The following is a 20,244-nucleotide window of genomic DNA, read 5'->3' as shown; positions in this document are numbered from 1 at the left end:
CCATTTTTGAAAATCCTGCTCCTTCTAAAGAATTCAAACCATTGTGAATACTAATTTTAATAAATATAATAATTAATGGCATAAATAATCCATATAATATGAGTAAAACATAATATTTTGATAAAATTTAATAACAATTAGCAAATAAGAATTCAAAAAGGATATTTATGGAGTAGAAGGAGTTACATTATGAAAGATAATATACTGAACCACAGCCACCGGAAAAATAGAAGAAACGATGGAAACTTTAGAGGTCAGATTCTAAAAACCCAGGCAATAAAAGTAGTGACATTAGTTTTGATGATACTGTTTCTTGCATCTGCGGCAAGCGCAGGAGCTGAGACCTTCACGGAAGCAGGGGAAAGTACTTTATCTGCCCCTCCGAGCGGAGAGACGACCTTTGCTTACCTGACGGATGCAGAGACTCCCCATACCCTGATAAACAACTCAACATACTCGATAAACGTCAGCACCTACCACTTCCCTCTCGATGGAAATCCCATCAGTGCGGACATTATACTAATCGACGTCAGCGGGAATGAAAACCTGACATATCTTGAGTATGCGATTGCCCGCGACGACATTGCAGGGCAGCGCATTGCCCTCACCGAAAACGCCTCAGCGCTCTCAGGCGTCCCGGCGACCGTGCAGGAAAACGTAACCCTCTACTGGACCTGGACGGCTGAAAACCTCGAAAGACTCCTGGTTTACACGGCAGTGGAGCTTGATGGGAGGACAGACCTTGCCGAAAACGTATTGGACCCCCGGAGAACGTCCATCCTGCTGGTGGTGCTCCCGAACTGGGGGACGATCGAAAGTGTAAGGGGCGAGCTTTCCGAATACGGGATAGACTGCCAGTTTGCAAACCTATCGGCAATGCAAAAAGTCGCAAGAGACCCTTCCCAGGCTGCATTCGTAAATGCGGAAATTGAGGCATGGGAAGGAGATGTCCTTTTTGAGTACGTCGCAGATGCGCAGTACGGACTGTACAAAGAACAGATTGAAGCTGCCGGGGAAAGAGAAGTAAAGGTCCTAGGGATAGGAGGCTTTTCGGCTCAGAACCCTTACTTCCTGAATGTCGAAGATGGCAAGAATGTAACTGAGAAACTCTTCAGCAAATATTCGGACCCACCCGGGTACTGGAGGACAGTGCTTCCGGAAAACCTGGTCAGGATGTTTATCTACATCGCAAATGAAACGGATTCCAGGACAGACCTGGCGCCTTTCGTTAAACCCACCATGACAGTTCCTCCGGCTGCGATCTATCATCCTGATTATCCGGGTTGCGAATATAAAGGCGACTTTTACAAACATCTGTGCCAGAATCGGGAAGAGTATAACAAGTGGTACAGGTCAAGTGGGCACTACAACCCTTCAGATAAGTGGATAGGAATTGCCATGTACTACCGGGACTACCAGGAAGAAGCGCTCCATACCGAAGACGCTATGATTCGGCAGCTCGAAGCAGACGGGTATAACGTGGTGGCAAGTTACGTACCCTGGGAAGAGCCAATAAACAAGTTTTACGACAACTCCAACGAGACCATGAAAGTTGATTCAATTATCAGCTTCCTCTTTTTCGGAGCCACGGACAAACATAAGGTGCTGGATCAAAGCGACGTTCCAGTTCTCAAAGCGGTGAAACTCACCTACCAGACCCAGGAGGGATGGGAGAAAAACCCTTACGGAATGAATGGAGCTTCAATAACCTGGAAACTTGACCAGCCCGAGATTGATGGGGTGATCTGCCCGATCCCCGTGGAAGCAAAGCTTACCGAAGACGATTGTTTCTGTTACCCCATCCCGGACAGGGTTGACCGCATGCTGGGGCAGGCAGAAGCCTTTGCAGACCTCCGGCACAGTCCGGAAGAGGAAAAAAGAATAGCCATTATCTACTTCAACCACCCTCCAGGGAAACAGAATGTTGGGGCAAGTTACCTGAACCTTTTTGAATCCCTTTCCCTTATGCTTGACTCCCTCAGAGCCGAAGGGTATGGGGTGCAGAATATGACCCCTGAAGAACTGCATACCGAAATCCTTGAGAAAGGAAGGAACGTCGGGACCTGGGCTCCGGAAGAACTGAATGCCCTGGTGGAAGCAGGAATCGAGGACGATTCGATAGTCCTGCTTGATGCCAGTGTATACGAAAGCTGGTTCAACGAACTGCCCGAAAGCATCAGGAATGATGTAATCAACAGCTGGGGAGAGCCTCCAGGGGAAATGATGGTAGTAAACAGGGACGGAAAGGATTACATTGTCATCCCGGTAATCAAAAACGGAAACATAATCCTTACCCCGGAACCGGCAAGGGGCTGGGAAGAAGATACTGACAGGCTTTACCATGACCTGAACATTGCACCCCCCCACCAGTACATGGCCTTCTACCTCTGGCTCCAGCACTCACCTGAAGAAGGAGGTTTTGGGGCTGACGCCGTTGTGCATGTGGGCAGGCACGGGACCCAGGAATGGCTGCCCGGGAAAATGGTCTGCCTGAACGCCACGAGTTACCCGGACCTGCTCCTCGGGGACATCCCAAACATCTACCCCTACATCGTGGACGGCGCAGGGGAAGGCATCCAGGCAAAACGCCGGGGTTATGCTACCCTGATCAGCCACCTGACCCCCCCGATTGCAAAAAGCGGAGTCTATGGAGACCTCACCGAACTGAAAAACTACCTGATGGACTATCAGGAGTACAGGCAAAGCGGGTACGAGAACGGGATGAACGAAACGAAAAATACGGTCATCGAACTACTCAATAACAGTACCGTTGATGAAGATCTGGAACTTACGGTAACGGACGAGAACTTCGAAGATGCCCTTGACGAGATTGTAGAATACCTGGAAGAGATAAGCGCCGAGACGATTCCTTACGGGACCCATACCTTCGGACAGAGCCCGGAGGGAGAAAAAGCCGCGATGTTCCTTGAAACCATGCATGCGGACCTGCTTCTGAACACTTCCTGCACCCTGCTCGGATATGACGCGGACGCTGTAAGTGCCGGAGGAATCGAGGTCCTGGAGGAGAGTTCAAACGCTGAAAACCTTAGCAACTGGCTTTCATTATCCATAGAGAACTGCAGCCCTGAAAACCGCTTGTTTGCAGAAGCGGTGGAAACGCACCTGAACCGGAGCATGAGCCCGGAAGAACTCGACACCCTCAACGAGACATTCGAAACGGCAAACAAGACCCTGTTCCTGCTGAACACCTCGGGAGAACTTACGTCCTTTACGCATGCACTGGACGGCGGGTATATCCTCCCGAGCGAACAGGGGGACCCGGTAAACAACCCGAACGTGCTTCCCACGGGCAGAAACTACTACGGCTTTGAGTCAAAGAAGATTCCAAACCCAGAGACCTGGAAAACAGGAAAAGAACTCGCAGACGAGCTGCTGCTTGAATATTATGTCGAGCACGGGGAATTCCCGGAAAAAGTAGGCGTCTGCCTCTGGTCCGTGGAAACCCTGCGCCACAACGGGGTAATGGAAGCAATGACCCTGAGGCTTATGGGGGCAGAGCCCGTATTTTACTACTCCTCCGGAGCTTTCAGCAAAGTTTACAACGACAAGGTGGGAGTCACACCCCTCGAAGACCTGAAAATCACTCTCCCCGACGGGACAACCGTAAACCGCCCCCGTGTGGACGTGGTGATCACGATCTCCGGGCTTTACAGGGACACCCTCCAGTACCAGATAAGGCTGCTTGATACGGCAACGCACACAATCTCAGGGCTTGATGAAGCCTCTGAAGACAACTACGTTAGAAAACATACCCTGGAAATCGAAGAAGCCCTCCTTGCAATGGACCCTGGGGAACAGAAAAAGATCCTTGACACCTACATGGCAGAAATCCCGGAATTTACCGGAACTTTTGAAGAACTGGCCGGAGAACTTGCCGCCGTCAGGATCTTTGCCCCGCCTCCCGGTGGCTACGGTGTAGGCATAGAAAAGGAAATAGGAGCAGGAGGCACCGACTGGAACTCTGAAAACGGAACCGAAACTATCGGCAACCTCTACATCTTCCGGATGGCAAACCTGTACACGGTCGACAGTGAAGGCTTCATGCACTACCTTGGGAACTACGAGTCTATCTTCAGGGAGAACCTGAACGGCACTGACGTCGTAATCAACAGCCGTTCCTCAAACCTCTACGGAGTGCTTGACAACGACGACTTTTTCCAGTACGTCGGAGGGCTTTCGGCAGCAGTCCAGGCAGTTTCCGGAGAGGCTCCGGAAGTAATGGTTGCAAACCTCAGAGGAGAACCGAAAATTGAAGGGCTCGGTACCTTCATTGCCAAAGAACTCCGCAGCAGGATAGAAAACCCCTTCTACCTGGAAGGAATGATAGGGTCCGATTACTCCGGACTGAAAGAAATAGCCGAAATGGTGGATAACCTGTACGGTTTCCAGGTAACAACTCCCGACGTTGTCAAGGAGTACATGTGGAACGATATTTACGAAACCATTATCCTTGACAAATATGAAATGGGACTAAAAGATGTATTTGATGCAAAAAACCCGTTTGCCTACCAGAACATGGTTGCCACCATGCTCGAAGCAATTGGCAAAGAGTACTGGAATCCTTCGAATGAGGTAGTAGACAGTTTAACAAGGGAATACCTGGAATCAGTTGAAAATTATGGGAAAGCCTGCAGCCAGAACATCTGCGAAAACCCGAACCTTCCGGGAAGCTCGAGCAGCAAAAAGGACAGCGGTTCTTCACAAAAAGCCGGGGAAAGCCTTGGTGGAAGCGGTATGGGTAGCGCCACAGTCATATCTGCCGAAGAGGCACGGAGCTCTGAGAGCGGCGCAGCCAACCAGAGCATGATGGCAGAGGGGGGATACGGCGCTGACCTTGAAAAGAACCCTCAGCCGGATATGCAAGCGAGATCCACTTCCGATGCAAACTACGTGGAAGGGTATGAAATGAAAAAGGAATCACCGGAAAAATCCGGGGATTCTGGCAACATGCCCATCTCACCATCGGACATCATAGCGGTTGCATCCGTAATGCTGCTGTCAGGGGCAATTTTTGTAGGATACCAGAAGAAAAAACTATGAGTTGGCAGATTTAATAAAAAAGTGTGAAAAAAAGAGATTCAGCGACGTATGTGAGTCCTCGTATGTGTGTCCTAATGCATGGATTAAACATACGTCAGCTTTTTTTATGAAGGTAATTTTCCCGGGCTTTAACCTTTCCAGACTTTCCCGAGCTTTAACCTTCCCAGACCTTCCCGTACTTTTCCTCAAAAACAAGCTCATTCAGCTCTTTCCTCGGGGAAGTCCTATCCTTTGGGGCCGGTTCCCCGATTGCGAGCACTGCCATGAGCTCAAAGCTTGCCGGGCATTCCAGAACCGAGTTGACCTTCTCACTCTGCTTCAGGATTTCTCCCAGCCACACGGCTCCCATGCCCAGTTCGCAGACGGCAAGGAGCATGTTCTGGATGGCGGCACCGACTGCCTGGACGTCTTTCGTGTGGGAATAGGAATTTTCCGTGTCCAGGTAGACAGCAATAAGGAGCGGTGCGCCTGCAACTACTTTCGTATAGTGCGTGCATTCCGAGACCTGCACGATAGTGTCTTTTTCCCGGATTACGATAAAACGCCAGGGCTGGTTGTTCAAGCCGGAAGGAGCCCAGCGCCCGGCGTTGAGGATGCTGTTGATATCTTCCGTGCTGACAGGGCTTTCCGTAAACTCCCGGACGCTCCGCCTCTTAAGAATGGTGTCAATTACCTTGCGATCTCCTATTACTGGCATTATTTCCCTCCGGATTGAATTTTGAAGTTCAGGCTTATGAACTTTCTGTTCAATGGCTGAAATTAAGCGGCAAAAAAATCAACTGTCTGGCCAGGTAAACCTGCCAAAAAATCCCGGTGGGATCGGAAACCCGACCCCGCCCAGGAAAATTAAAAAAGTAAATTAAGGTATATATTTTCCTTCAGGATCAGTCGTCGTCGATCTTCTTGTTGAGCCAGGGGATGTTTGCCCTGATTTCCTTGCCGACGATTTCGAGCGGGTGCTCCTGGTCCTGGCGTTCCATGGCTTTGAGCACGGGGTGGTTGGTCATGCCTTCAAGGATAAATTCCTTGGCGAATTCTCCGTTCTGGATCCTCTCAAGGGCCAGGTACATGGCTTCCCGGGACTCGGCATTGATGACCTGGGGACCAACAGTCATGCCGCCGTATTCTGCGGTGTTGGAGACAGAGTGCCACATCCTCTCGAGGCCACCTTCATAGATAAGGTCAACGATGAGCTTAACTTCGTGGCAGGTCTCGAAGTAGGCCATCTCGGGCTGGTACCCGGCTTCCACCAGGACTTCAAAAGCTGTCTTGATAAGGGATGAGACTCCTCCGCAGAGGTCCACCTGTTCCCCGAAGAGGTCGGTCTCGGTTTCTTCCCTGAAGGTTGTCTCGTAGACGCCTGCCCGGGTAGCCCCGATTCCCTTGGCGTAGGCCAGGGCAATGTCCCTTGCATTTCCGCTTGCGTCCTGGTAGACGGCGATAAGGCCGGGGACTCCGATGCCTTCGGTGTAGGTTCTCCTGACAATGTGTCCGGGACCCTTGGGAGCTGCCATAAAGACGTCCACGTCCTTAGGGGGCACGATCTGGCTGTAGTGGATGTTAAAGCCGTGGGCAAAAGCGAGAGCGTTTCCGGCTTCGAGGTTGGGCTCGATTTCCGAGTAGTAGACCCCGGACTGCTTCTCATCGGGCAGGAGGATCATGATAACGTCTGCGGCTTTTGCGGCTTCTTCCACGGTCATGACCTTAAGGCCGTCAGCTTCGGCTTTTGCGCGGCTGGAACTGTTTTCCCTGAGCCCTACGACCACATTGAGCCCGGACTCGTGGAGGTTGAGGGCATGGGCGTGTCCCTGGCTGCCGTAGCCCATTATTGCAATAGTCTTGTCCTTAAGCGCATCAAAGGTGGTGTCATCGTCATAAATTATATTTGCCATTGCTTGCATCTCCTCACAAATATCTTATGTTTGATAGAAGTTCTTTATGTTTGTTAGAATTGATTTACACTTGATCGAATTTCTATGTGAATTATTTAATTCTTCGATGAAAAAATCACCTGCATTTTTTAAAAATTTTCCTCGCTTTTCAGGAAAATTCCTGCTTATGGGGGGTTTTGTCCCTTGCCCGGCACCACTAAAATATCCGGACCATGAGAGCCCTTTTCTGGAAAAAATAATTGAGCAGTTACCTCTTTTTAACTGCCCTTTAATATTTAAACCTTCTTTGAACCGCGGGATATGGCGATCTTTCCGGTCCGGACCATCTCCTTAATCCCGAACTTCTGGAGCAGGTTTTCGATTGCCAGGATCTTATCTTCATCCCCCGTAACTTCAACAACAACGGATTTCGGGCTCACGTCCACTATACGAGCCCTGAAGATATCGGTGATCTGCATGATTTCCGCCCTGGAGTTCTCATCGGCTGCAACCTTGAAAAGAGCCAGTTCCCGTCCCACGGTGTCTTCGCTTGCAAGGTCCGAAACCTTGATAACTTCTACCAGCTTGTTCAGCTGCTTCTTGACCTGTTCGAGTACGCTGTCGTCCCCGTGGACAACGATGGTCATCCGGGAAACGTCCGGGTCTTCCGTGACACCGACAGCCAGGCTATCGATGTTGTACCCACGCCTCGAAAAGAGCCCTGACACCCTGGATAGGACCCCTGACCTGTTCTCAACCAGAACCGCAAGTGTGTGTTTCATATTCAGTCCTCCAGGTCAAGGATTTCATTAATTGCAGCCCCTGCCGGGACCATAGGTGAAACATTTGCCTCGCACTCGATTATCACGTCAACAACTGCAGGCCTGCCGGATTTGACAGCTTCCTCGATTGCCGGCCTGACTTCGGACGGCTTTTCAGCCCTGATCCCGAGAGCCCCGTATGCTTCGGCAAGTTTCACGAAGTCAACGCTGCCGGCGATGTCGGTGCAGGAATATCTCCGGTCAAAGAAGAGTTCCTGCCACTGCCGGACCATTCCCAGGTAGCCGTTGTTCAGGATCACGGCAATGACCGGGATGTCGTTTTGCACTGCTGTGGCAAGTTCCTGGGAGTTCATCTGGAAAGAGCCGTCTCCTGAAATATCGACGACCACCTTGTCAGGCCTCCCGACCTTAGCTCCGATGGCTGCCGGGTAGCCGTAGCCCATGGTCCCCAGGCCTCCTGATGTAAGGAAAGTCCTGGGCTCACTGAACTTGAAGTACTGAGCTGCCCACATCTGGTGCTGCCCGACTTCGGTGACAACGATCGCGTCCTTACAGACTTCCGAAATCTGTTCCACGACGAACTGAGGCTTGATAACGTCCGATTCCTTCCTGTAGCTGAGTGGAAATTCCGTTTTCCATTCGATAATCTTTGCAAGCCATAATTCGGAGTTGCAGCATTTGACGTATTTGGTAAGGGCCTTGAGGATATGTTTTGCATCCCCCACAATCGGGATGTTGACGGGCACGTTCTTGGATATCTCCGCGGGGTCGATGTCAATGTGAATGACCCTGGCATTCGGGGCAAAGGCTTCCAGCTTTCCGGTCACCCGGTCGTCAAACCTTGCACCGACCGCAATTAACAGGTCGGATTCCTGGATTGCATAGTTTGCATATTTGGTCCCGTGCATCCCCAGCATCCCCAGGTTCAGGGGGTGCTCGGTCGGAATGGCCCCGATCCCCGTAAGGGTCGTGGTCACGGGAGCCATGATTGTTTCGGCAAATCTCACCAGTTCTGCGGCTGCATTCGAAGTGATCACTCCGCCCCCGGCGTAAATGATAGGACGGGAGGCTTTTGCAATTTCCTCGGCAGCCCTTTTCACCTGCTGGAGGTTGCCTTTGTAGGTGGGTTTGTACCCCCTGAGTTCCACTTTCTCGGGGTAGGAGAAGTCAATTTCGGAGATCTGGATGTCTTTTGGAAGGTCTACTAATACCGGGCCGGGCCTTCCGGTGGAAGCGATGTGAAAGGCTTCTTTCATGACTCTGGGAAGCTCGTTCGCGTCCTGTACAAGGTAGTTGTGCTTGGTAATAGGCTGGGTAATTCCCCTGATGTCAGCTTCCTGAAAGGCGTCATTTCCGATCATGGAACTGGGGACCTGACCGGTTAAGGCTACCATGGGCACTGAGTCCATGTATGCGGTAGCAATGCCTGTTACCAGGTTGGTTGCTCCGGGACCTGAGGTGGAAACACAGACCCCGGTCTTTCCCGTTGCGCGGGCATATCCGTCTGCAGCATGGGCTGCTGCCTGTTCGTGGCGTACGAGTATGTGGCGCAGATCTGAATCATAGAGTTCATCGTAGAAAGGTATGACCTGCCCTCCGGGGTACCCGAAGATAGTGTCAACGCCTTCCAATTCAAGGCACTTTATAATAGCCCTGGCGCCATTAATTTTTTCTGTTGACCCGGTTGTCATTGTATTTAATCTCCTTCTTGTCTCTTGGAGACTGATTCAACATATATATTAAATTTGTCCAGTCGAATACAGTCCTGAAAGTGCATATTTATCAGAAATACTTTTTGCCAATCACGCTCGCAATTTTCATTCTGAATTTTTTCCGATTTCGTTTTGAACTCAACTGAATTTCATTACGAACTCAACTGAATTTCATTACGAACTCAACTGAATTTTATTGAATTCGTTTCATTATAAATTCTGTGTTTGAATTCAATCGATACATCATAATCAATCATGTTATATATGGGTGCAGGTTATCTCAGGCTCCTGAGCCCAAAAAAGTATTTCATTTCCAATTCTTCAATTTTCAACTAAATCCCCGTTCAAAATGAAAAAATTAGAAGGGGACAAAAAGGTCCCCTGAGATACCCCTGTAAGGAAAACGTCCTTCTTTCGAGCTCACTCTGCCGTGATCAGGCGGTTCATTCCATTCATCACAGCCTCTACTGAAGCCATGATGATATCCGTCCGAGCTCCGCTAGCGGTGACCGTCTTTCCTTCCTTGGAAAGCTTTACCCTTACTTCTACAAGGGCATTGGTTCCGCCGCTGATGGCATCTACGTGGTACTCTTCAAGGACAATGTCCTCCGCACAGGAGCGTGCCGCCCGCCTAATGGCATTGATAACTGCGTCCACAGGCCCGTTCCCGATCGCGGCCTGTATGATCTCCTTATCCTTTACGTTGAGTTTAATGGAAGCAGTAGGAGTCACACGGTTTCCGGATACTATGGTAAACTCTTCCAACTTTACCAGGGATTCCTTGTAAATATCAAGCACGTTCTCTGCAATTGTTTGCAGGTCAGCATCGGTTACGTGCTTACCCTGGTCGCCCATCTGCTTGACCCTGTTGAAGATTTCCCCGGCCTGGGTCTCGTCGGCTTCAAGTCCCATTTCCTGTAAGGCCAGGGCAATGGAACTCCGACCGGCATGTTTTCCGAGTACGATCTGCCGTTTCCTTCCGATTTGTTCGGGGCCCATGGGCTCGTAGGTAGCCTTGTCAGCAAGAAGCCCGTGCACGTGAATCCCGGCCTCATGGGTAAAGGCATTGCCTCCCACCAGGGCCTTGTTCGGGCTTACGGGAATCCCGGTCAGACGGCTTACCAGCCTGGAAATCCGGTAGATCTGCTCATGGTTGATCCCGGTATCATATTTGTAGAGCCATTCCAGGCTCATGACCACTTCTTCCAGGGCAGCGTTCCCGGCTCTTTCCCCTAAACCGTTTACAGTTACATGGGCCTGCTTTGCACCCCCTGCAAGGGCGGCTACGGTGTTTGCCGTTGCAAAGCCGAAATCGTTGTGGCAGTGGATGCTGATCGGAGCCTTCAGGGAAGAAGATAAATCCCTGAAAATCTCGGTGGCTTTCTCAGGCACTAAAAGCCCAACAGTATCACAGTAACATAAGCGGTCAGCTCCGGCATCAATTCCGTCAGCATACAGGGCTTTTAAGAATTCCAGGTCTGCCCTTGAGGAGTCCTCCCCGCTTAATTCCACGATTAAGCCGTGGTCCTTGGCATACTCCGTAACCTCGACTGCGATCTGCCGCACAGCATCCCGATCTTTTTTGATCTTGGTCTTGATGTGCAGGTCGGAAACCGGAGCTACCAGGTGGATGGAGTCCACGTCGCATTCCAGGGCATGATCAACATCTGCCTTTACAATCCTGCAGTAACTGCAGATTTCGGCATCCAGCCCGTCGTTTGCGACAGCTTTGATAGATTCCCTCTCCCCGCTGGAAGTGATCGCTGAGCCTGCTTCGATTACGGAGACCCCCATTTCGTCCAGAGCCCGGGCAATCAAGAGCTTTTTCTCTCTTGTAAGGGCTACACCAGGTGTTTGTTCACCATCTCTTAACGTTGTGTCCAGAAAGCGGATATTTTCGAATAATATAATCCCTCAGTTTTGGTTTTGTATCCATAGACTTGTTCTGCAAACATAGGAGGTGTAAATATATAAATTGTCTTATAATTTTACACCCTATAATGCGGAACATCACTTTATTATACATATTACATATATTTTTGCTCAGAACCCCGGCAAAACCTGTAAAAAAATTAAGTATTGCCCCTCAGCAGTCTGAAATTGCAGTTCAATAAGTGTACCATAGTATTTTTACTTTCCAGTTAACAATAGGCAAAAGATAATAAAAAAAGAATAAAAGTCAACCCCTGAAACGGGGGAAAAGGAACTGGAAGAAAAATTCAAAAATTGAAAAAAGTAAGGAATGGAAAAAGCGAAAAAAAGAACGAGAAGGGGAAAAACAAAAAAAGTAATGAACCGGGACATTTCCCCCGGCTCAGAGGCAGCTCTCAATCAGAAGTACCTGTCCACGTTCTCTATAGCCTTCACAATGAGGTTTACGCAGGTTTCCACATCAGCCACATCCAGTACCTCCACCGGCGAGTGGATGTAGCGGGTGGCAATACTGACGGTACCCGTGGGAATGCCTTCCCGAGTCAGATGGATAGCAGTGGCGTCGGTGGTGCCTCCTGACCCTACACCCAACTGGCAGGAGATCTCGTTTTCCCCGGCGATTTCCCTCAGCCACCTGAGGACCTGTGGGTGGGCGATAAGGCCTCTCCCCGAGGCATCGGCAACCGTAAGCACCGGCCCTTTCCCGATTTCAAGGTGGGAATCGTTCTTACTGATGCCGGGATGGTCACCGGGGATCGTGGTATCGACGGCAAGGGCGACATCCGGGATCAGCCCGTAAGCCGAAGTTCTGGCCCCCTTGAGCCCCACTTCTTCCTGGACAGTGCCGACGGCGTATACATTTGCATCGATATTAAGTTCGGCAAGCCGTTTCATCACTTCTACAAGGATCACAACACCTGCCCGGTTGTCAAAGGCTTTGGACGTTACTTTCCCATTTGCCAGGGGCACGAACTCCCGGTCTATGGAGACAGGAGTCCCGATCTCAACCCCGAGCATTTCGGCGTCTTCGGCGTCCTTTGCCCCTATATCGATAAACATGTCTTCAGCCTTTACAGGCTTTTTCCTATCTTCCTCCTTCATCACATGAGGAGGCTTGGACCCCATGACCCCGGGAATGGTACCCTTCTTACCGTGGACCCGGACACGCTGGTTCAGAAGGGTCTGGTCGAACCAGCCGCCGATCTTGACAAAACGCAGGAACCCGTTCTCGTCAATATACTTGACCATGAGCCCGATTTCATCCATGTGCGCAGCCAGCATTACGGAAGGTCCTTTTCCCTTTTTAGTTGCTATAAGGTTCCCCATAGTATCGGTCCGGATGCCGTCAACGTAAGGCTCGAGCTCCTTTTCCAGAAGCTTCCGGACCTCCCCCTCGGAACCGGAAATCCCGTGAGCATTTGTATACTTTTCAAGAAGATCCTGAATTTCATCAAATTTCTTGCCTTCTTCCATTATAAGTATCTCCCAAATTTTCAGTTACTTATTATTTCCAGTACTTATTATAATCAGTAATTATTATTTTTCAGTTACTTATTATTTCCAGTACTTATTATTTCCAGTTACTTATTATTTTTAGCAATTATTATAGTCAGTCACTTATCATACTCTATGTATTCTATAATACGGAAGTTTAATTTGCCCGTTATTGTCACATCACTTCGAGTACTATCTTTTCATTAGGTTCAATAGTTGTTTAAGCTTTTGACCGCAGGACGCTGAATACTATTTTAAGGCAGGCAAGGCATTTTCGGGAGCTGGAAGGACAGAAACATTAAAATCCCTTCAGGTGTATTCTGGAGACAGGTGAAAATCATATGACAGCAGAATTACCTCCGCAAATCCAGAATCAGATTGCACAGCTCCAGCAGGTGCAGCAGCAGATCCAGGCACTTGCAATGCAGAAATCCCAGATCGAAGCTATGCAGAAAGAGTCGAAGATGGCTCTTGAGGAACTCGAAAAACTTGAAGACGACGCGGTGGTCTACCGGACAGTCGGGGAACTGGTCATAAAAACGGAAAAAGGGGAATCTATCGCCAAACTGAAAGACCGGGAAGAGACCGTCTCACTCAGGCTCCAGTCCATTACAAGGCAGGAGGAACGGCTCACAACCCGCTTCAAACAGCTCCAGGAGCAGATCCAGCAGGCATTGGGCCCCAGGGCACAATAACTTTTTATTTTTCCTTTTACATACTATTGTACAGACACCTGAAATGTACATTAGTAAACGCCGGGTATGCACAGAAACCCGGCATCCAGTCCCTGGATGTATCGATACCTGAAAGAAAAGCGACAGCCAGAGTGAACAATGCAAGTAGACGAAGCGGAGTTTTTCAACCGGCTCCTTGACTATCAAAATATTTTATATTTGTGCCACCGGAACGCAGATCCGGATGCCGTAAGCAGTGCTTTTGCTCTTTCCGAAGCCGTAGGGGGGACCGTAGGGCTTGTAGACAGTTGCAACCGGGTAGCTTCCGTCCTGGTCGATAAGCTAGGGATAGAGGTCGTAGAAAAACCCAACCTGAGTGACTACGGCTTTGTCGTGGTAGTGGACACTTCTACAAAAGCACAGCTAAATGACCTTGAACTAAGCAATTACTGCGTAATAGACCACCATACCACCACTGCCCTTACAGAAAATGCCGAGTTTTACCTGCACCGCAATGCCACCTCCACCGTTGAGATTGTCTACGACATCTTAAAGTCCATTGGTGCCCCCATCACCCGCAGGGTGGGAATAGGGATGATCACCGGGATTATCACGGACACCGGCCATTTTAAGCACGCGGGGATGGAAACCTTCCGGACCGTAGCAAACATCATAGAAGCCAGCGGTGTGGAATACGGAGAGGTGCTGGACATAATGGCAGCCACCCCCCAGGATATTTCCATGCGTATTGCGATCCTGAAAGCCGCAAGCCGAGCAGAAATATATCGGGTGGGAGACATGCTTATTGCAACTTCCCACGTGAGCTCTTACGGGGGTTCGGCCTCGTCCATGCTAATTAACATCGGGGCTGATGTAGCCTTTGTCGGCACTGCCAAAGACGGAAGCGTAAGGATAAGCGCCCGGGCAAAGAGAGATGCCGTAAATGCAGGGGTCAATCTTGGACAGCTCATGGAAGATGTCAGTAAAGAATACAACGGTACCGGAGGCGGACATTCCGGAGCCGCGGGGATCGAAGTGATCGCAGACATGGACGAAGTACTCAGGAAATGCAGGGACGGGACCCGGAAGATATTTGAAAATTCCCTGGGAAAAACGCCCGGAGACATCTCCTTAGAGGACGAAGAGGAAGAAAATTAAACTTTGGAAAAAAACAGGAAGAAGGAAAATACATTTTCCAGGGATCCTGAGAAAGTTCTTATTCAAAAGGTCCATCGAGGCCTTATTTAAACAATATAAAAGTAAAAAGTCAAAATAAAAAGTCCGGACTGATTTTACGGGATTCCGGCTTTGAAAATAATCAGAACTCTTTTCTCTTTTGATGTGATGAGCAATTTTGGTACGCTGAGCAATTTAAAACCCTTAGCAATTTAAAACCCTGAACAATTTTGGGCCCCTGAACAATTATTTTTTATATCAGAATCCAGCTTAATTCTCACAATGCCAGATCTACCGGAAATTAGTATCCGCCTGAAGGAAACCTGCCGCAGGGCACCAGAATATACTTAGGACGGCAGGCAAGGTATGAAGCTAGGGGAGAACTGGCATGAAAAAGCATGACCTGAAAGGGACATGAAATGAAAAACATGACACGAAAAAAGCAGATTAAAAATAAAGGCCTGAAAAGTACAGCCTCAAACAACGTTTAAAGAATACCGAGCGTGAAAAAAATGCCAGAATACTGGGATCCTGAAATCGAGACAATGCCTGTAGAGGAACTTCGAAAACTGCAGGAAGAGAAGCTGAAAACCCTTGTACACTACGTGTATGAGCACTCTCCTTTTTACCGGAAGAAATTTGACGAGCACGGCGTCCACCCGGACGACATCCGGACCCTTGAAGATGTCAGGAAATTACCATTTACATTTAAGCAGGATCTCAGAGACACCTATCCCACCGGAATGTTTTGCGTCCCCAACTCAAAACTCGTCCGTTTCCACGCATCATCCGGAACCACCGGAAAACCTACTGTTGTAGGATACACCCGCAACGATATCAACGAATGGGCTGAGTCCCTTGCCAGGGCTTTCACTTCCATAGGGGTTGGAAAGGAAGACGTCATCCAGATCAGCTACGGATACGGGCTCTTTACAGGAGGACTCGGGGTCCATTACGCCACCGAGAAGGTGGGTGCCACCGTCCTTCCCACAAGTTCCGGGAACACAGAGCGCCAGCTTGAACTGATGAGAGACCTGGGCTCGACGGTTATCGCCTGTACTCCCTCTTATTTCTCATACATGATCGAAGCCGCCAGGAAAGAAGGCTTCAGCATCAGGGACGATACCGGGATGAAAATAGGGATCTTCGGAGCAGAACCATGGTCAGAAGAACTCCGGGTCCGGATAGAGAAGGAATCCGGGATAAAAGCCTACGACATCTACGGGACTTCGGAACTAAGCGGCCCCCTTTTTACCGAATGCAAGGACCAGTGCGGGATCCACATCTGGGCGGACAAGTTCCTGGTGGAAATCCTTGACCCCGAAACAGGGGAACCAGTACCCGACGGGGAGACCGGGGAACTGGTAATCACCACTCTTACAAAAGAAGCCCTTCCCCTTATCCGCTATAAGGTACTGGACCTGACCAGAAAACTTTCCGAACCCTGTAAATGCGGAAGGACGCACCCGAGGATTACCCGCATCACCGGCCGCGTGGACGACATGCTTATCATCCGCGGAATTAACGTCTTCCCGGGACAGGTTGAATCTGTCCTGATGAAAATCCCCGAAGTCGGGAACCACTTCATGATCATAGTGGACAGGGCCGGAGAACTCGATGTCATGAAAGTCCAGATCGAGATGCATGAGTCTGCTTTCAGTGACCGGATGTCGGACATGATGGCCCTGGAGAAAAAGATCGCTTACGCTCTGAAAGCGGTGCTGAATCTTGCAGTCCAGGTAGAACTTGTGGAACACGGTTTCCTCCCGCGCTCCGAGGGCAAATCGAAGAAGGTCATCGACAACCGGAAACTCTGAAATCCGAAAGGATAGAAGGGACCGGAAAGTTTCTTAAAAAGATTTGAAAAGGGATTCGGAGAGAAAATCCAGTAAAAAATCAAAGGAGACTCGAGCAAAAAGACTCGGGTAGAAAGATGTCTCTGCAGAAAAGAAATCCTGCAGGACTTATATTTCCCTTCTTTTCGGTTCCTTTTTAGCCCCTCTTTCCTGATTCCCGCACACATAAGTTTCCAAAATGTCAATATGTAAGTTTAAAATATACACAGCAACTTATATTATATTCTGGGAGAAGAAATTCCGAATAAAACTCCTGAACAGGTATGAGAGGGTCAGGATTATAAAAGACAGGGGCTTAAACAGGATTAAAGTAATATAATAAGGATAATAAGGGATTCGTAGGGATAATAAGGAATTCATAGGGATAATAAGGAATTCATAGGGATAATAAGGAATTCATAGGGATAATAAGGATTCATGAGGATAATACGAATCCATAAGATCAAGAAGAATTCATAAAGTTAATGAAAATCCAAAAAGAAGAATGTCCATAAAGTTAATAAAAATTTAAAAAGAAAAATATTCAGGGATGTGAAGGATATGGGTGCTGAAATGGAAGACAAAGTCATAAAGCAGATTTCCCTTTTTGCGGAAAACAAACCTGGCAGACTTGCAAACGTAGCCAACAAGCTGAAAAGCACCGGAATAAATATCAGGGCCTTTACTATCGCGGAATCGGGTGACTTCGGGATTATCCGCATGGTGGTTGACAGGTCCGACTATGCCCACACCGTCCTCCACGACGCCGGGTTTACGGTTTCGGAGACTAACGTACTGGGGATCGAAATGGACGACGTTCCAGGCAGCATGTCCCGGATTGCAGAAGTTTTCGGAGAGGCAGAAATCAACCTGGACTATGCCTATGCCTTTGTCACCCGGCAACAAAAAGCCCTCCTCATCGTCAGGGTTAACGAAATAGAGCGGGCAATCAAGCTTCTGGAAGAACAAAATATCAAACTCGTCGGCATGAAAGAGCTTGAAAAAATCTGAAATTTAATGAAAACTGATTCCCGGGAAGGAAGTTGGTATTCCAGAAAAAAACTTTTTTAAACGAAAAAAGGAAAGAATCCAGAAGCCTGAGACTGTATAATTGCTCCCGGCTTTCTGGAAAGCTCTCTATTTTTAGATCACCCGGATCTTACCCCTGCAACTTATCACTCTTAATTCAGGATAAACATTTCATAGAGTAAACATATTATAAACGACCTTTTTTATGGGTTATCGACCCTTCAATTGTAATACTTCAATTGAATATACCCGCTAAATATAAAAAAGGATAAATAAGATAAGAAAGCCTGCAGTGGAACAAAAAACCCAAAAAGATGAACAACAAGGAAGAAGGCGTAAAAAGCCGGGTACTCCAATTACAATGACTGAAAGTGTTGAAATTTCACAAGAAATTGGAAAAAACTCCTTAAAAAGCAAACTTGGAGGAGCACACACCACCATTATCGGGGGGAGGACAGGAAAAAAGCTCGTGAGGCTTGTAAGCCAGCACCCCGAAATAAAAAAAATCATTCCCTCAGTGATTTCCGTCAAAGGGACTGCAGGCGGAAAACTCTCCGGAAAAGTGCTGCGCGCCGATGCCAGGGGAAACCTGAGGATGCTTCTTTCGGAAGGGAGAAGTTTCCAGGAACTCAGGCTCGTAACAACAGTTGGGACAGCTGAAGAAGGGGATAGGATCATGAAAGAATTAAACGAAATTTTAAAAGAGGCCCTCTGAGGCATTCAAGGAGAGATGGCTACTTGGCATTTATAGGGATTGACCACGGAACCACAGCAATGCGTTTTGCCCTGATAGAAGGAGAAGAAGTACGGACTTTTGAACTTGCCAGGGCTGAAGCGGCTGCCATGTCGGAAGAGGATGTACTTGCATCCGTAGAAAAGAATTTCGGCATTCGCCGCGGAGACATAGAGTTAATTGCCGCTACATATTCCATGGGAGACGGGTTTTCTACAATAAAAGATATCCGTGCCCTGGAAGGAAGAGGGCTCCGGAGTCTGGAGGGGGCAGGGAAGAAAACAGGCGGAGGCACAAGGGTCTTTGATGCGGTCCGAAACTCCGGGATTCCGGCAGTGGCAATCCCCGGCATCCATACGGAAAGCCGGGTAGACCCCCGGATGAAAGTTTTTTCCCACCTCACAAGCCCGGAAAAGCTGGGAATAGCTTACCACATCAGATGCCTGGGCTGTGAGAATTTTGTGGTCTCCGACATCAGTTCCAATACCGTAACCCTCGCCGTCGCAGGAGGGAAACTCCTTGGGGCAATCGACGCCTGTATCTTTGCCCCGGGAGTGCACCACGGCCCCCTTGACCTGCAGGCAATCCGGGACGTGGACGCAGGAATTATAAGCGCAAACCAGGCATTCATAGAAGCCGGCACCCTGAAGATGACCCCCTATGAAGACCGGGAAGAAATGCTCGCAGCAGCCGAAAGAGGAGAGGCTCCCGCCCTGCTCGCCCTTGACACCATAGCCCTCTTTGCAGCTATGGAGATAGTCTCCATGCAGCTCCTCCTAAGGGACTATGGGGTTTCTGGAGAAGCCATCTTCCTTGCAGGTTCTGTAGGGGAAGTGGAGTATGTCCAAAAGAAGATAAGCAGGCACCTTGGCCACGAGTGCCGCTGCCTCGGGAAATGGCATGCTGCGATCGGCTGTGCAGAGATTGCCAGGGACATTGCCGGAGGAGCGAAGCAGATCCTCGGCGTGGATGTGGAATATCCGTAAAAAGAATGTCATGTGCCAGGGCACCCTTAATAGAAGATCCTGAAAACGAACAAACTTAAAGGAACCCTTTAAAAGAGGATGAAGGAAAAGGAAGAAACCGAAAGCGGACAAACTTAAAGGAAGATCCTGAAACCGGAGAAAAGAGAGAAAGGAAAAGAAAAAAGATCGTATCAGACTTATTCCGTGCTTTTCTCCTGTCCGTCGTCCGGGTACTTTTCGAGTTCCGAGGGATCCATATCCTCCGGGCCTTCGATTATGTCATAACCGCTCATACTGTCCTTGCTCATCAGGATGACGTAGTCTGCGGAATTCTTAAGCGCTGTGGAAAATCCGGGTTCTACCCCGAAAATAATCGTTTCTTTCCCGTGTTCATTCGCCTTGTTAAGGAGAGGTTTGAAATCCGCGTCCCGGGTTACAATCGCCAGGGTGTCAATGTTGGGGTTGTAGACAAGCTCCATGCCTTCCACTGCAAGACGGACGTCCACATCACTTGAACAGATGATGGGTTCAAGGCCATGGTTTTCGATTGCTTCCACCAGTTTGTCAGAGGCATACTGGTTAAGGAAAACCCTTCCGATCTTGATATTCCCATAATCTTTCAAAACATCCCTTATTTCTTCCAGGTTCACGTCGAACTCTTTCCTGAGAATGTTCGGACCGTCCACCAGAAGGCCGATCTTCCTCCTACCGACCTCTTTTTTAGTGCGAAGGTACCTTGAAATCGAATCAAGTCCGCTTTTTACAGGTTTCATTATCGGTATCCTCTATAAATGTTACAAACTCCGGGACCGGCAAACATCTTGCCTTCACATCAGGCGGATATTTCAGGGCAGCTCCATAGGAAGAAAGCAAAACCGCTACATCCTCCTCAGGCCGCCCTGAATAATCACCTTCACACTTCAGCCCTGCCTTACACAGCTTCTAAAGCATTCAGTACGATTATTTTTAGTTTGCAGTCC

14 protein-coding genes are annotated in these 20,244 nt (G+C 49.0%); 7 read left to right on the top strand and 7 right to left on the bottom strand.

The window, feature by feature from the left end; translation table 11 throughout:
- Positions 1-189: 189 nt before the first annotated feature.
- Entirely contained in the window at positions 190-5,061 is a 4,872-nt protein-coding gene (locus MSMTP_RS03825; protein WP_048177901.1) for a cobaltochelatase subunit CobN, read from the top strand.
- A 154-nt stretch (positions 5,062-5,215) separates the two neighbouring features.
- Here MSMTP_RS03825 and MSMTP_RS03820 read toward each other — a convergent pair whose 3' ends face one another.
- From MSMTP_RS03820 to MSMTP_RS03790, 6 genes are all read right to left on the bottom strand, one after another.
- The gene (locus MSMTP_RS03820; RefSeq protein WP_048177900.1) at positions 5,216-5,758 is read right to left on the bottom strand and encodes a nitroreductase family protein; all 543 of its coding nucleotides are present in this window, start codon (positions 5,756-5,758) and stop codon (positions 5,216-5,218) included.
- Positions 5,759-5,945: 187 nt separating this feature from the next.
- Positions 5,946-6,953 carry a ketol-acid reductoisomerase gene (gene ilvC, locus MSMTP_RS03815; RefSeq protein WP_048177899.1) on the bottom strand — a complete coding sequence of 336 codons (1,008 nt, stop codon included), beginning with the start codon at positions 6,951-6,953 and terminating at the stop codon, positions 5,946-5,948.
- A 275-nt stretch (positions 6,954-7,228) separates the two neighbouring features.
- Positions 7,229-7,714: an acetolactate synthase small subunit gene (gene ilvN / locus MSMTP_RS03810; protein ID WP_048177898.1), complete on the bottom strand. Its 486-nt coding sequence runs from the start codon at positions 7,712-7,714 to the stop codon at positions 7,229-7,231.
- 2 nt (positions 7,715-7,716) lie between these two features.
- Positions 7,717-9,405, bottom strand: a complete 1,689-nt coding sequence (locus MSMTP_RS03805) for an acetolactate synthase large subunit (protein ID WP_048177897.1) — start codon at positions 9,403-9,405, stop codon at positions 7,717-7,719.
- Positions 9,406-9,846: 441 nt separating this feature from the next.
- A complete protein-coding gene (locus MSMTP_RS03800; RefSeq protein ID WP_197076177.1) occupies positions 9,847-11,334 on the bottom strand; it encodes a (R)-citramalate synthase in 1,488 nt (495 codons plus the stop codon).
- Between the two features lie 423 nt (positions 11,335-11,757).
- Positions 11,758-12,831 carry a M42 family metallopeptidase gene (locus MSMTP_RS03790; RefSeq protein WP_048177894.1) on the bottom strand — a complete coding sequence of 358 codons (1,074 nt, stop codon included), beginning with the start codon at positions 12,829-12,831 and terminating at the stop codon, positions 11,758-11,760.
- 362 nt (positions 12,832-13,193) lie between these two features.
- On the opposite strand from MSMTP_RS03790, the gene MSMTP_RS03785 reads away from it, so the two are divergent.
- From MSMTP_RS03785 to MSMTP_RS03760, 6 genes are all read left to right on the top strand, one after another.
- Positions 13,194-13,547 (top strand): prefoldin subunit beta, encoded by a 354-nt coding sequence (locus MSMTP_RS03785; RefSeq protein WP_048177893.1) that lies wholly within the window; start codon positions 13,194-13,196, stop codon positions 13,545-13,547.
- 138 nt (positions 13,548-13,685) lie between these two features.
- Positions 13,686-14,684, top strand: a complete 999-nt coding sequence (locus MSMTP_RS03780) for a bifunctional oligoribonuclease/PAP phosphatase NrnA (protein ID WP_048177892.1) — start codon at positions 13,686-13,688, stop codon at positions 14,682-14,684.
- A 530-nt stretch (positions 14,685-15,214) separates the two neighbouring features.
- A complete protein-coding gene (locus tag MSMTP_RS03775; protein WP_048182621.1) occupies positions 15,215-16,519 on the top strand; it encodes a phenylacetate--CoA ligase family protein in 1,305 nt (434 codons plus the stop codon).
- Between the two features lie 591 nt (positions 16,520-17,110).
- Entirely contained in the window at positions 17,111-17,548 is a 438-nt protein-coding gene (locus MSMTP_RS03770; protein ID WP_048182617.1) for an ACT domain-containing protein, read from the top strand.
- Positions 17,549-17,927: 379 nt separating this feature from the next.
- Positions 17,928-18,281, top strand: coding sequence for a DUF2103 domain-containing protein (locus MSMTP_RS03765; RefSeq protein WP_048177891.1), 354 nt, complete (start codon positions 17,928-17,930; stop codon positions 18,279-18,281).
- Positions 18,282-18,304: 23 nt separating this feature from the next.
- Positions 18,305-19,285, top strand: a complete 981-nt coding sequence (locus MSMTP_RS03760; protein ID WP_048177890.1) for a methanogenesis marker 12 protein — start codon at positions 18,305-18,307, stop codon at positions 19,283-19,285.
- 176 nt (positions 19,286-19,461) lie between these two features.
- Here the strand turns inward: MSMTP_RS03760 and MSMTP_RS03755 are convergent, their stop codons facing one another.
- Positions 19,462-20,037: a TIGR00288 family NYN domain-containing protein gene (locus MSMTP_RS03755; RefSeq protein ID WP_048177889.1), complete on the bottom strand. Its 576-nt coding sequence runs from the start codon at positions 20,035-20,037 to the stop codon at positions 19,462-19,464.
- Between the last annotated feature and the right edge of the window lie 207 nt (positions 20,038-20,244).

It is taken from the genome of Methanosarcina sp. MTP4, from assembly GCF_000970045.1.
In the GTDB taxonomy this organism is placed as follows: domain Archaea; phylum Halobacteriota; class Methanosarcinia; order Methanosarcinales; family Methanosarcinaceae; genus MTP4.
This window is presented reverse-complemented; position numbering and strand designations above follow the sequence as displayed.